The organism is Sediminibacterium sp. (assembly GCF_051860225.1).
Taxonomy (GTDB): Bacteria; Bacteroidota; Bacteroidia; order Chitinophagales; family Chitinophagaceae; genus Sediminibacterium.
Genome location: NZ_JBHYEI010000001.1, coordinates 898,447 through 912,195 on the forward strand (window position 1 = coordinate 898,447; position 13,749 = coordinate 912,195).

At 35.3% G+C, this 13,749-nt stretch carries 12 protein-coding genes; 4 read left to right on the plus strand and 8 right to left on the minus strand.

The annotated features are described in order from the left end of the window. Positions 1-8: 8 nt before the first annotated feature. A complete protein-coding gene (locus ACTIEI_RS03775) occupies positions 9-341 on the minus strand; it encodes a hypothetical protein (RefSeq protein ID WP_439504948.1) in 333 nt (110 codons plus the stop codon). Between the two features lie 103 nt (positions 342-444). On the opposite strand from ACTIEI_RS03775, the gene ACTIEI_RS03780 reads away from it, so the two are divergent. Beyond that, entirely contained in the window at positions 445-1,482 is a 1,038-nt protein-coding gene (locus tag ACTIEI_RS03780) for a nucleoid-associated protein (protein ID WP_439504949.1), read from the plus strand. Here ACTIEI_RS03780 and ACTIEI_RS03785 read toward each other — a convergent pair whose 3' ends face one another. Continuing rightward, entirely contained in the window at positions 1,483-1,956 is a 474-nt protein-coding gene (locus tag ACTIEI_RS03785) for a hypothetical protein (protein ID WP_439504950.1), read from the minus strand. A 42-nt stretch (positions 1,957-1,998) separates the two neighbouring features. Between ACTIEI_RS03785 and ACTIEI_RS03790 the strand changes: the two genes are divergently transcribed. Both ACTIEI_RS03790 and ACTIEI_RS03795 read left to right on the plus strand, forming a co-directional pair. Next, on the plus strand, positions 1,999-2,913 hold the full coding sequence (locus ACTIEI_RS03790) for a TIM barrel protein (protein WP_439504951.1): 915 nt from the start codon (positions 1,999-2,001) through the stop codon (positions 2,911-2,913). A gap of 44 nt (positions 2,914-2,957) precedes the next feature. After that, on the plus strand, positions 2,958-5,147 hold the full coding sequence (locus ACTIEI_RS03795; protein ID WP_439504952.1) for a penicillin acylase family protein: 2,190 nt from the start codon (positions 2,958-2,960) through the stop codon (positions 5,145-5,147). Position 5,148: 1 nt separating this feature from the next. On the opposite strand, the gene cysS is transcribed toward ACTIEI_RS03795, so the two are convergent. Genes cysS through rlmD form a run of 6 tightly spaced genes read right to left on the minus strand, consistent with a single transcriptional unit; the run spans position 5,149 to position 12,113 of the window. Continuing rightward, complete coding sequence (gene cysS, locus ACTIEI_RS03800) at positions 5,149-6,657, minus strand: cysteine--tRNA ligase (protein WP_439505532.1); 1,509 nt, start codon at positions 6,655-6,657, stop codon at positions 5,149-5,151. A 14-nt stretch (positions 6,658-6,671) separates the two neighbouring features. Next, positions 6,672-7,775: an endonuclease/exonuclease/phosphatase family protein gene (locus tag ACTIEI_RS03805; RefSeq protein WP_439504953.1), complete on the minus strand. Its 1,104-nt coding sequence runs from the start codon at positions 7,773-7,775 to the stop codon at positions 6,672-6,674. Positions 7,776-7,794: 19 nt separating this feature from the next. Then, complete coding sequence (locus ACTIEI_RS03810; RefSeq protein WP_439504954.1) at positions 7,795-8,919, minus strand: endonuclease/exonuclease/phosphatase family protein; 1,125 nt, start codon at positions 8,917-8,919, stop codon at positions 7,795-7,797. Next, entirely contained in the window at positions 8,919-9,842 is a 924-nt protein-coding gene (locus ACTIEI_RS03815; protein ID WP_439504955.1) for a rhomboid family intramembrane serine protease, read from the minus strand. The genes ACTIEI_RS03810 and ACTIEI_RS03815 overlap by 1 nt, the downstream gene beginning before the upstream one ends. A 1-nt stretch (position 9,843) precedes the next feature. Further along, a complete protein-coding gene (locus ACTIEI_RS03820; protein ID WP_439504956.1) occupies positions 9,844-10,686 on the minus strand; it encodes a rhomboid family intramembrane serine protease in 843 nt (280 codons plus the stop codon). Between the two features lie 2 nt (positions 10,687-10,688). Then, positions 10,689-12,113 (minus strand): 23S rRNA (uracil(1939)-C(5))-methyltransferase RlmD, encoded by a 1,425-nt coding sequence (rlmD, locus tag ACTIEI_RS03825; protein ID WP_439504957.1) that lies wholly within the window; start codon positions 12,111-12,113, stop codon positions 10,689-10,691. A gap of 67 nt (positions 12,114-12,180) precedes the next feature. Between rlmD and ACTIEI_RS03830 the strand changes: the two genes are divergently transcribed. Continuing rightward, the gene (locus ACTIEI_RS03830) at positions 12,181-13,671 is read left to right on the plus strand and encodes a redoxin domain-containing protein (protein ID WP_439504958.1); all 1,491 of its coding nucleotides are present in this window, start codon (positions 12,181-12,183) and stop codon (positions 13,669-13,671) included. The last annotated feature ends 78 nt before the right edge of the window (positions 13,672-13,749 follow it).

Below are 13,749 nucleotides of genomic sequence, written 5' to 3' on the forward strand. Positions count from 1 at the left end.
GAAAAAAATTATTCTGCTGGTAATTCTGCGGCCACTCCTTTAATAAGAAGCTGAAACTTAGTATTAAGTGATACGGTAAACTCTCCGCCTTCTAAAATCAATTTAGTATTGGCATCATCTAGCATTACACTAGCCAGGTCAGACGCTAAAGCTGAGCTGCTGATTAGGTTAGCTACTTTACCATTTTTAAATTCAATGGTGAATTTGTACCCAGCTTTTCTTCCAGTTCCCATACGCTCAAAATCGATTCTGTTTAAATCAAGCACTTGATTATCCTGCTTGGTTCTCTTTAATAAAATGCGGATGATGGGTAGGTACTTGGTCCAAATCTGGGCGTACATGTAGCTGTGTTAAAGGTTAAGAATAATGCAAAGGTCCGAAATTTATTGACGATTTCCGAATTTGGTTTTTAAAAGGCTGCTTATCTTATATATTCGCAGTAATATGAACGAGATTTCAAGTGTTACCATTAATAAGCTAATTGTACACCAGGCGGGCAATGCAGCCCAAGGTGGCACCCTTATTTTGTCTGAAACCACCCATGATATTCCAGATGAATTTTGGCAACAGACCTTGGCCCATTTTTTCCTAAAACCCTTTAATGAGGCTGAACAATACCGTTTAGCCCTCGAAAATAACTTGGTTTATAATACGGTTGTACAGGTGTTTGAAGATCAGTCCTCATTTTTAAACGCCAGTAAAATACTTGCCGAGCATTTTCATTTAAAAAGCCAATCAGTATTTGCAAAATCTGGGGAGTTTTATACGGTATTTTTCGAAAACATTCCATTTGATGGAGGTTATACCGATGCAATTGGTCTTTTTCATACCAGCACAAAGGATCAATTCTTAAAAATTCATACAAAACCTACCGGTGTCAATTTGTCTATAGAGGATGGAATTGACCTAAAAAAGCCCGAAAAAGGGGTTCTTTTGCTTAGAAAAGACCAAAATCAGGGTTTTTTGGCCCTTATTCATGAATCTGCTGCCTCCAAACAAGGGGACGCTGCCTTTTGGAAAACTGCTTTTTTACAAGCTTCTCCTATCATTAACAGTTACCACAATACCAACGAAACACTAGGTATGTGCAAGCTTTTCATCAGTAAAGAGTTAAATGAGCATTTTGATACGAACAAGGCCGATCAAATTGATATGCTGCAAAGAAGTATGGATTACTTTAAAACACATGACCAATTTCAGTTGGAAGAATTTAACAAAGAAGTTTTATATCACCCCGAAGTCATCGAAAGCTTTACGCAATACAAACAGCAGTACGAAGTGGCTAAACAGGTGAATATTGAAGAAGAGTTTGCCATTAATCCAGCGGCTATTCAAAAACAACAACGTCATTTTAAGAGCATTTTAAAGCTCGATAAAAACTTCCATGTATACGTTCATGGCCGTAGAGACTTGATTGAAAAGGGATACGATGAAATGACTGGCAAACATTATTATAAACTTTACTTTGATCAAGAGCAATAATTAACATTCTTTGATCATTTGTAAGTAATCATATTGCAGGTCTTCATGTAGGGTACTCAATGCTGTATTCATTTTTTTGATTTGTTGTTTATACAAATTAGCTAATGCAGTGCTTTTCATAAACGGTATTCCTGATTTTTTTAAGCTCAAACAAAAATGCAATAAAATGGCTACTTCCGCCTGCTTAGAACCTATGTAGCGAATATGTTTATTGGCTATTCTAAGTATTTTCCGGATGGATTTTTTTACAAAATATAGATTCTGACCTGGATCAATCTCACTGAATTCGATGGTAATCTGTTGGTTTACTTCAGCAATATAGCCCTCCTCATTATGCGCTTCAAATAATAAATAAGTCAGTAATTCCTTGTTTTCTTTTTTAAATTTTGCCAGTCTTAAACAGAGTTCTGTTAACTGTTTGGCGGAGTTGCCCAATAATGCTTGTTTGATCTCGTGCACAGATGCTGCTTTCATACAAAATTTGCGTACTTTGGTTATTACAAAAAAAATAGAAATATGCAATTGAATCGCCGTACATTTTTACAACAAGGCACACTAGCTGCGCTAGCTACTGTAACAATTCCTTCTTGGGCTTCTGCAGCTGCTAAAAAGAAATTTATTACTGGTATTCAACTATATTCTGTGCGTGAAGATATGCGTAAAGACCCATTCGCTACTTTAAAAGCAGTAGCAGAAATGGGATATAAAAATGTGGAGCATGCTAATTATTCCAATAGAAAGTTCTATGGTTATACCGCTACTGAATTTAAAAAAATATTAGCTGATTTAGGTATGAAAATGCCTTCTGGTCATACGGTGATGGGTGCCAATCATTGGGATGCAACTAAGAAAGATTTTACTGATGTATGGAAGTATACCATTGAAGACGCAGCAGTAGTAGGGCAAGAGTTAGTCATAAGCCCCTCTTTAGAATCTGGATTACGTAAGTCTAAAGACGAGATGTTGCGATTCATGGAAGTTTTTAATAAATGTGGTGAGCTATGCAAAAAATCTGGGATGCGATTTGGCTATCATAATCATGATTTTGAATTTACTCAAATGATGGGTAATGAAACCATGTACGAAGTAATGTTGAACAATACTGATCCATCGATGGTAACTCAACAATTTGATATGGGTAATTTATATGGTACTGGTGCAGATGCCTTGGCTATTGTAAAAAAGTATCCTGGTCGTTTTGTTTCAATGCATGTTAAGGATGAAATTAAAAGGGCAAACGGTAATGGTTACGAAAGCACCATCTTAGGCAAAGGGGTTCAGCAAGTAAAAGAAATAGTGGAAGAGGGCTTAAAAAATGGAGGAACCATTCACTTGATTGTAGAACAAGAAGCATACCAGGGTATTGCGCCATTAGATTGTATAAAAGAAGATTTAAACGTAATGAAAAAGTGGGGCTTTAAGGGACAATAATTTTTTTATTGCTTTAGGATTAACCAAAAGTTTAAAATTAGTTTATGAAAATAGGGTTCTTTGCGTTTTGTAGTTTGATTGTAGTCTCCGCTTTTGCTCAATCGCCTAGCACGGCAGAAGTAAGGCGATGGGAAGCTCAAGCTAAACAAGTAAATATTGTTCGAGATAAGTATGGAGTTCCGCATATTTATGGAAAAACGGATGCTGATGCTGTTTTTGGATTAATGTATACGCAATGTGAAGAAAACTTTGAACGCGTTGAGCGAAATTACTTAGAAATGCTAGGAAGAAGGGCTGAGATGGAAGGAGAAAAAGTGGTTTATAATGATTTATTGATGCGAATGATTGCAGACAGCAATGATGCAAAAAAAGATTATTTACAAAGCCCTTTATGGTTAAAAAAATTATTGAATGCACATGCTGATGGAATAAATTATTTCCTGTACAAGCATCCCGAAGTAAGACCTGCAGTATTAAATAAATTTGAGCCTTGGTTTCATTTAATGTATACGGATGGTAGTGTTTCTGCTACAAGTACTGGTGGCGCGTCAATTGAAGAAATTAAACAGTTTTATGAAAACGGTCCTGAAACTAATTCAACAGCTTATCATCAAATAAAAGAGATAGAAGAAAGAGGCTCTAATGGCTTTGCTATTGGACCTAAAAGATCAGCTTCAGGAAATGCAATGCTCTATATAAATCCACATGTGCCTTTCTACTTTAGATCCGAAGCGCAAATAGTGAGTGAAGAGGGCTTAAATGCCTATGGTGCCGCTACCTGGGGACAGTTTTTTATTTACCAAGGATTTAATGAACATGTAGGTTGGATGCATACATCAGGTTATACCGATGTAGCTGATTTATATGAAGAAAAAATTACTAAAAATGCAAAAGGCTGGGTATATGAGTATGATAAAAAAATGCTGCCAGTCAAATCAAAACAGATTACTATTTATTACACAGTAAACGGCGAAAAACAATCTAAAACATTCACTACATTTTATACGCATCATGGTCCAATAGTAGCTAAAAGAAATGGCAAATGGCTGGCACTAAAAGAGTATAATCGATCTTTGAAAGCGTTGGTGCAAAGTTGGAAAACTACTAAAGCCAACAACTTAGAAGAGTATACTGTTGCAATGAAAGGATTGTCTAATACTACCAATAATACGGTGTATGCAGATGACCAGGGCAATATTGCTTATTGGCATGGCAACTTTATTCCTAAAAGAAATCCTGGGTTCGATTTTACCTTACCTGTTGATGGTTCTATTACTGCAACAGAATGGCAAGGCATTCATCCTCTGGAGGAAACAGTTCATCTAATAAATCCTGCAAGTGGATGGATGCAAAACTGTAATGCAACACCCTTTACTTTAGCAGGTGAAAGTAGTCCCAATAGAAATAATTATCCCTATTATATGGCTCCCGATGGTCAAAATGCTAGAGGAATAAATGCTATACGATTATTGAATAATAGAGACAGCATTACTTTAGATCAATTAATCGAAATCGGATATGATCGTTATTTAGCAGCATTTGATATTTTATTGCCTGCTTTATTTAAAGCTTATGATGCAACTAGTAATACTGATTCTATAAAAATTAAAGTAAAACCAGCAATAGACATATTGAAGGCTTGGAATAAGATTACCGATACAAGTTCTGTGGCAACAACATTAGCCATCGATTGGGCTACTAAAATTAATTCGCTTTGGCCTAGGGCTAAAACCCAAGAAGAAAATACAGAATGGATAGGCCGATTTAATGCAATGGCCAATGGAATTAATGGAAAAAAACAGTTAGAGCAATTGAATGAAGTAATCAATGAGTTGAAAGCAAAATATGGTCATTGGCAAGTTAGATGGGGATCAATCAATCGCTACCAACGATTGACTGGTAAGTTTTCGGAAATATACGATGACAACAAGGAAAGCTTAGCAGTTCCTTTGAGTTCTTCTAGATGGGGATCTTTGCCAGCCTTCGAAAGCAGGTCTATGTATAGTTCAAAGGGGCGTTATGGCTTTTCAGGTAATAGTTTTATTGCAGCAGTAGAGTTTGGTAAAAGAATAATAGCAAAAACAATTGTTACGGGCGGCCATAGCAATAATCCTTTGTCGCCTCATTTTAAAGATCAGGCTGATGGATTTGTTTATGGTAAGTTTAAAGATGTATTCTTTTATAAAGAAGATGTTATGAAAAATAAAGAAAAGGAATACCATCCGGGAGAATAATCTACTGGATGGTATAACTCATACCACCATCTTTTTCATCTTTTAATTGAATGCCCAAAGCATTTAATTCATTCCTGATTTTATCTGAAGTAACAAAATCTTTGCGTTGCTTCGCCTCTTTACGCATATTGATGAGTAATTGTAAAACACCTTCCAGTTTATGATTGTTATTAGCTTTGCTACTCTCTAAACCGAAAATATCTACAATAAATGCAGTTAGTTGTTTCTTCATCAATACCAATGTATGGCTGTCTAAAGAAGATGCATTAATATGTTTGTCCTTTAAAGAATTAATTATTGGCACCAATTCAAACATATTAGCAATCACTTTTGCAGTATTTATATCATCATTCATGAATTCATCAAACGCCGACACCAACTTTATTACTTTCTCATTTAATGCACTATCACTAGCCGTATTGTTTTCTGCATATTCAAAACTCATCAGCCACTCATAAGCATCCATTAATCTTCTAAGTGCTTTTTCACTTGCTTGTAAAGCTTCATTACTAAAATCGAGCGTGCTTCTGTATTGAGATTGTAAGATGAAAAAACGAACCGTAGAAGGTGCGTATGCTTGTTCTAATATTGGATGCGTTCCTGCAAATAATTCACTCAGTTTTATCACATTGTTATAGCTCTTCCCCATTTTTTTACCATTAATGGTAATCATATTGTTGTGGAGCCAATACCTTGCAGGCATTTGATGATTGCAAACAGTGCTTTGCGCTATTTCACATTCATGGTGGGGGAATTGTAAGTCCATGCCTCCTCCGTGAATATCAAATTCTTTGCCCAAATACTTTGTACTCATTGCTGAACATTCAATATGCCAGCCTGGGAATCCTTCGCCCCATGGACTCTGCCATCGCATGATATGTTCAGGTGGTGCGTTTTTCCAAAGGGCAAAATCACTTTTATTTCTTTTTTCTTCCTGATTATCTAATTCTCTAGTACTTTCAATTTGCTCGTCTAAAACTCTTCCACTTAAAATACCATAGGGTTGCCCCTTCGCACTAAAATCGGTATTATATTTTTCTACATCAAAGTAAACAGATCCATTAGATTCATAAGCATAACCATCCTCAATGATTTTCTTAATCATTTCTATTTGCTCAACAATATGACCGGTAGCTGTTGGTTCAATACTTGGCGGTAAATTGTTAAACTGATTCATGGCCCAATGGTACATATTGGTATATTTCTGTACCAGTTCCATTGGCTCAAGCTTTTCAAGAACAGCTTTTGAACTTATTTTATCTTCTGCAGCTCTACCTTCCTCTTCAAAATGCCCAGCATCGGTAATATTTCTTACATATCTTACCTTATAGCCTAAGTACATTAGATACCTATACAGCACATCAAAAGTGATAAAAGGCCTCGCATGTCCTAAGTGGCTTTCCCCACTTACTGTAGGTCCACAAACATACATACCCACATAAGGAGGGTTAATAGGTTCAAATAATTCTTTCTTTCGGGTAAGCGAGTTGTATACTTTCAGCGACATGATGCTGCAAAGTTATTTTATTTTTTTAAACGAATGTCAGCAACTAGCATGATATGATCGCTCAATGCCTCATCTACCATATCAAATTGCTTTACTTCAAATTGTTGATCTAATAAAATATAGTCAATCCTCAGGGTGGGTGCAATAGATATAAATGTTCGGCCTAAGCCAAAGCTTCTTTGTAAAAAGGCATCATTTTTTGATCCTTTAATATTAAAATAAGTAAACGAGTTAGGCACATCATTAAAGTCGCCAGTAATTATAGTAGGGTATGGGCTTCTTTCAAGCGCTGTACTTACTAAAGAAGTTTGTACCCCTCTTTTTTGATATGCTGCTTTCATCTTGCGCATTAAACTCAAAGAGGCACTGAATGAACTCTCATCTGTTTCTTTTATCTTTTCGATATCGGCATAATCTTTCTTTTTAAACTTAAAAGATTGTAAATGAGTCGTAAAAATTCTAATAGTATCGCTCCCCTTTAAAATATCTGCGTAAATAAGGCTTTCTTCAGATGGGAAAGTTACCCTTCCTGAATCTATCATAGGGTATTTTGAAAAGATGATACAGCCTGCTTGATAAGTGCCATCATTTCTTTGATAGTCTTTAGAAAAAAAATGATAAGGATGGGTTCGATTAAATAAACTGATATTGTTTTCTGCTGTAGCATTATTGAATTCTTGTAAACAGATGATATCTGGATAGGTTTTTAAAATGCTAGTGGCAACTTCGTCGCGAACCATTTTTTTGGCTAATGCATTCTTTGATAATCCATTAAAACTTTGAATATTCCAATTCACTATTCTAAAATGATTCTCTGCCTTTCTTTTGGTGAATATTGAATTACCCGTCCAAGCAAAAACAACTGCAATTTGTTGCCAGCCTATTAATAATGCTATAACCGGCAGAAGCGCCAGAATGGGCTTTGTAATTAGCCAAAATAAAACAAATAAAATTAGAGAAAGAATTAAGTAAGGGGTGGTTAAGGCTATTAATCCATGTAGCCAAAAATCATTGGGATTTATATACGGAGACAGGGCAGCAAGTAAAAAAAAGAATACCAGCAGTGCGTTGATTGAAATAAAAACTTTCTTAGTTGTTCTGCGAAACCAGCCTTTAGCCATAATTAAAATTACAAAAAAATTAATTGGCAAGTTGGATGTCTGCAATAACTGGATTGTGATCAGATAAATGCAACTTAGGAGAGTAATATTGTTTTACACTTATTTCTTTACCTGTAAGAATGTAATCTATCCTAGAAATAAATTCTGCACGTTTATAAGTGCCTCCGACACCTGCCCCTTTTTCTAAAAAAGCATCTTTTGTATTTTTTCTTAATAAACGGTAGGTATAGCTTCCTGGAACAGCGTTTAGATCGGCGCAAAAAATAAATGGAATACTTGTTTGATTAAATGCTTCTATTACTTGCTTTGCTTGATTGGTATGAATTCGATCATAATATTCTAGCCTTTCTAATCTGGTTGATTTAAAAAGAAATCCAGTATCTTCTTTCACATATTTTAATTCTCCCAAAACTTCTTTTGATAAAAGATTATGATGTAAGAACATTGATCTAAAGTGAGTATTAAATACCCTAAGGGCTTTTGTACCAATTAAGACATCCGCATAAGCAATGCTTTCAGGATGTAGCTTTTGATTATAAATGATTCTTCCGCTATCCTTTATCGGAAATTTAGATAAAATGATTGTTCCATAAGCAAGACCATCTTCACTAAAAAATTGATGCGTATATCCTAATGAGTCATGTAGAAATTTGGGTATATCTCTTTCGGCCCAGCCTGGAGCAATAATAAAATCTTGAAAACATAAAATATCTGCATTCATTTCTTTGATGAACGTAAGCATTTTCTGTTGATCATATTTCCATGATTCATCTTCTGGTCTGCTAAATAAAAACTCATTTACATTCCACGATAAAATCCTTACCTGATTGGTTGGCTTTTCAAGATTAAAATCTTGTTTTCTTTGAAAAGAATAAATATTGGTTAAATTAAAATAAGCGGGTAGTAAAAATAAAAAGCAGATCCAATAGGCTTTTCCATATAAAAAAACGCCAATCAAACACCAAATAAACGCAGCAATAAATACTATAGGAAAACCTATCGCTAAAAAAGTAATTCCTTTAAAAAAAAGGGGATTGATCCAACTGCTAAAACAACTTATTAAAAAAACTATTAAAAGAAAAATGCCTGATAAAGCAAATGCTTTTTTGAAATGCGTAAATAATGTTTCTTTATTTAAATTCATTATAGTTCTTGGTCGCTGGCTCTCTTTAGAAAGGCCTTCTCCTCTTCCGTTAAAAACGCATATCCATGCTGATTTATTTTATCGAGGATATCGTCTAATCTTTGTTGTGTTATATTGGCAATTTTTTCATAAGGTTTTCTATTGGCCCTATAAAAATGTTTCTCACTTTGTTTTTGTTGGGCTACTTTTTTTTCAGGATTAAATAGGTTGTCAAACCAATCTACTAAAGCAATCATCCATAAGCTCCAGTCTTTACCCTTGTTGAGCTGTTTTACAAAAAAGAAACCCATTGCGCCACCTGCTAAATGAGCTGCTCCTGTTCCTGCATTCCCACCTGATAGGGTAGCAAAATCGATTGCCACAAAAACTAAAGTAAGTACCCATAGCGGTATACCCCCATTGATTAAGGGGAATAATCGATAGTCTGGAGCAAGTGTTGTAGTGGCCACAGCAACTGCCATAACAGCGGCACCTCCTCCAATCATGGCTGGTGTTGTAAGTATATTTCTTTCTAAAACGGGAAATAGATTATTGGTTAGTAAAAACACCAATGCCCCTACAAATCCTCCATATAAATAGATGGGTAATAATTTGCTATTCCCTGCTAAGTCTTGTAAAATATATCCAAAAGCCCATAGCCACAATAATGTGCTAATAAGTTGCCAAATACTTAAATGAGTGAACATGGCTGTAAAAATCGTCCATGGCCTACTAAAAAAAACATCTGGAACAGGAGATAAAGTAAACCAGTCTAAGATTTGCTTATTAAAAAATTCCAATGGAATGTCTGAAAGGTAATAGACAATCCTGATGAAGTTAATCAATACAAAAACCAATGAATTGATGGCAAATAAGAATACCAATGCATTGTTGTCTTGACCTAATAGAATATTCCTTGGACTTCTTTGTGAAAGTAGCGACATACTAGTAAAACGTTTTTTTTCTGGTTTTGTTCCAAGTAATAACAATCAATAATCCAACAATAGCTCCTCCAATATGGGCCCATCTGGCAACATTGTCTCCTGCAGAGTTTTTTAAGGCAAAAAAGAATTCATACGAGAAATAAATCAACCCTATCCATTTTGCCTTGATTGGGAACAAAAAATAGATATAAATATAAGTATTAGGGAACAGGTAAATAAATGCAGCCAATATACCAAAAACTGCCCCGCTTGCACCTAATGTAGCCGTATTGATGTTTTTTTCATAGAAACTGGTTAAAGCTTCAAACATTTGTGCACTGGCAATGCCATTGTCTGGATTTAACCTTAAACTGCTAATGATTTCACTATGATTTTCAAATCGGATATTATAGGTATCTATAAAACGAATCATGGCATTATTTAAAGCAGCCCCTCCATCTTCGTGTAAGTTAAAAATGACTTTATAGTCGTTCATCAATGGAACAAATTCATAACTCAGGAACAATAAATGAATTAAGGCGGCACCTAATCCACAAATCAAGTAAAATGTTAAAAATCTTTTAGAGCCCCATAAATTTTCTAAAACGGACCCAAACATCCATAAAGCAAACATATTACCTAGAATATGTCCAAAATCTCCATGCATAAACATATGGGTGATCAGTTGCCATGGCTCAAACAAGCCACTTTGCCATCCATGTAAAGCAAAAATGTTTTCCATATTCAAGAGTCCATTAGGTCCTGAAATAACATTTTGTGCCAGAAAAAAAAGCCCGTTGATAATCAACAAGTTTTTAACGATGGTAGGTAATATTTCGAATCTACTGGGTCTAAACTCTGTCATAATTAATTAATCAATTTCAATTGAACTACATTCTCAATATGCAAGGTATGCGGAAACATATCTACTGGTTGAATTTTGGTTACCTGATATTTTTCGCTTAGTAAGGCCAAATCTCTTGCTTGCGTTGCAGGATTACAACTTACATAAACCACCGTAGGGGCGGCAATTTCTAAAAGCTTCTTTACCAACTTTTCGTGCATTCCAGCTCTAGGGGGGTCAGTAATCACCACATCCGCTTTGCCGTGTTCCTCAAAAAATGCATCATTGCAAATATCTATTACGTCTCCTGCAAAAAAAGAAGCGTGCTGTACCCCATTTAATGCTGCATTTTCTTTGGCATCTTCAATGGCATCGGCTACCATTTCTACCCCAATCAGCTTTTTGGCGAATTTGCTCACAAATAAACCGATACTTCCAGTACCACAATACAAATCATAAACAAGTTGGTTGCCATTCAGTTCGGCAAAATCTCTAGTTACTGCATATAATTTTTCTGCCTGTTTGGTATTGGTTTGAAAAAACGATTTAGGGCTTATCTTAAAAGAAAGATCTTCTAATTTTTCAATGATATAGCCTTTCCCATGATAAACTATGGGTTCTTGATCGTGTAAACTATCATTTCGCTTACTATTAATGGTATATAAAAGCGTAGTTATTTGTGGAAACGATTGTAATAACTGATCTAATAGTGCAATTCGATGTTCCTTGTCCTCATAAGCAATCACCATATTAACCATTAACTCTCCATTAGTGCTATTTCTCACAAGGAGGTTTCTAATCCACCCCTGATGGGTTTTAATATTATAAAATGGCAATTCATTGGCTAGAACATATGCTGCTACTGCCTTTCTAATGAAGTTAGTTGGTTCTTCCTGTAAATGGCAGGTATCTATTTCAACCACTTTGTCAAAAAAACCTCTCACATGAAATCCTGCAGCCCCAGGTTGATTATTAAAATCTATGCCTTCTGCTTTCATCCGTCTAAATTCATCTGTAGGGATGTATTTACGCGTAGCAAAAGTGTATTCCATTTTATTTCTATACCCACGCGTAAAATCGGCTCCTATAATTGGGGCTATTTCGGGGAGATTAATTTTTGCAATCCTTGTTAGGTTATCAGAAACCTGCTTTTGTTTATAAAACAATTGCTTTTCATAAGGAAGCATTTGCCATTGGCAGCCCCCACATACCCCAAAATGTTCGCAAAAAGGGGTCACCCTATCCGAAGAATGGCTGTGTACATGGATGGTATGACCTTCGGCCCAATCTGCTTTGTTTTTAGACAATTGAACGTCTACTACGTCGCCTGGTATGGCCCCTTCTATAAAAACCACTTTGCCATCTACTCTAGCCAAAGATTTTCCTTCGGCAGCATAATCTTGTACCAGTACTTTTTCTAGTACAACTGTTTTTCGTTGTTTTCTCACGGCGTAAAGGTAGGTCGTTTTCTTTTTAGCCCTCCAAATTGCGTAATTTTAGCTTTAAATAAGGATTATGCGTTTTTTGATGATTGTTATATTGATTTTAAGTCAATTGTTAGATTTGTATGCCCAACAAAAACCAGTAGCAGCAAAAGCTAGTATTAGTGCTAAAAAGCCAATTGTAAAGCGTCCGGTAAATACAAGTGGAAGGGAAATTGCTATTACGCTCACCCCCCTTAAAAATTGCACTGTATACTTAGGTAGTTATTTCGGGAAAGGCATGACGCTGGTTGACTCTGCTCGTTTAGACCAAAATAGTAAGGGGGTATTTAAAGGTCCTAAAAAACTTACCACTGGTATTTATTTTGTAGTATCTCCTAGTTATACCATTCAATTTGAATTGTTGATGGACGAAAAACAACAGTTTAGTATACTAGCAGATACTAGTGCAAAAGAATCGGTTATCATTAATGGTTCACCTGATAATGATTTATTTAAAGATTATGCCAGTTTTTCTAATGTAAAAGGGAGAACCCTGCAAGAGTTGAAAAAGGCTTTGCAAGCTGCAAATGGCGGAGAAGCTAATCAAATAAAGCTTTCAATAACGGCCACAGAAAAAGAAATTAAACAGTACCAATCGAATATTCATAAAAAATATCCCCAATCTTTATTATCTGCATTGTTTCATATTATGCAACGTCCTGAATTACCTCCAGTCCCTGTTGTTAATGGCAAGCCAGATTCTGTTTATCCGTATCAATATGTAAAACAACACTTTTGGGATAATGTATTATTTAATGAAGATAGATTATTAAGAACTCCGTTTTTTGAACCAAAATTAGATGAGTATTTTAAATATTATGTGTCTGCAGATCCTGATTCAATTATAGTTGAAGTGAAGCAAATGTTGCTTATGGCTAAAACTGGGAAGGAAATTTATCCCTATTTATTAACCAAATTCACTAATAAATATATCCAACCTGAATTCATGGGGCAAGACAAAGTATTTGTATATCTTTTTGAAAATTTCTATGCAAAAGGAGATACCGTCTTGTTGAATCCCGCTTCACGTAAATCCATTACAGAAAGGGCTTACAGCTTAATGGCTAATCAAATTGGTCAGCAAGCACCTGTATTAAATTTGACAGATACTAGTGGGAAAAAAATAGGATTATACAGTATTAAAGCGCCATTTACTATTGTAACATTTTGGGATCCTAATTGCGGTCATTGTAAAGATGAAATTCCTCGTTATGATTCAATTTATAAAGCCAAGTGGAAAATGAATGGGGTTGCTATTTATTCTGTTAATATTTACGAAAACGAAAACACCGCTTGGAAAAAATTTATCACAGATAAACAATTGTCTTCGGATTGGTACCAAGTATATCAAACAAAAGAAGATAAGATGGCAGAGGAAAAAGCAGGCTTGCCTAATTATAGGCAGTTATACGATATTTTTAAAACTCCTACCGTCTATTTATTAGACGACAAAAAACGCATTTTGGCCAAACAACTGTCCTTAGAACAGTTTGATGCATTGATGGATGCTAAGAAACGCTGATTTCGTTCAATTTTTAGTAAATTGTAAGTGGAGCGATATCCCTAGTTTAAGGGAAAAACGCGCATCCTTATTTAGCTA

Coding starts and splice junctions, on each gene's coding strand:
- ACTIEI_RS03775 (WP_439504948.1), bottom strand. CDS start 341: ATGTACGCCCAGATTTGGACCAAGTACCTACCCATCATCCGCATTTTA.
- ACTIEI_RS03780 (WP_439504949.1), top strand. CDS start 445: ATGAACGAGATTTCAAGTGTTACCATTAATAAGCTAATTGTACACCAG.
- ACTIEI_RS03785 (WP_439504950.1), bottom strand. CDS start 1,956: ATGAAAGCAGCATCTGTGCACGAGATCAAACAAGCATTATTGGGCAAC.
- ACTIEI_RS03790 (WP_439504951.1), top strand. CDS start 1,999: ATGCAATTGAATCGCCGTACATTTTTACAACAAGGCACACTAGCTGCG.
- ACTIEI_RS03795 (WP_439504952.1), top strand. CDS start 2,958: ATGAAAATAGGGTTCTTTGCGTTTTGTAGTTTGATTGTAGTCTCCGCT.
- ACTIEI_RS03805 (WP_439504953.1), bottom strand. CDS start 7,775: ATGGCTAAAGGCTGGTTTCGCAGAACAACTAAGAAAGTTTTTATTTCA.
- ACTIEI_RS03810 (WP_439504954.1), bottom strand. CDS start 8,919: ATGAATTTAAATAAAGAAACATTATTTACGCATTTCAAAAAAGCATTT.
- ACTIEI_RS03815 (WP_439504955.1), bottom strand. CDS start 9,842: ATGTCGCTACTTTCACAAAGAAGTCCAAGGAATATTCTATTAGGTCAA.
- ACTIEI_RS03820 (WP_439504956.1), bottom strand. CDS start 10,686: ATGACAGAGTTTAGACCCAGTAGATTCGAAATATTACCTACCATCGTT.
- ACTIEI_RS03830 (WP_439504958.1), top strand. CDS start 12,181: ATGCGTTTTTTGATGATTGTTATATTGATTTTAAGTCAATTGTTAGAT.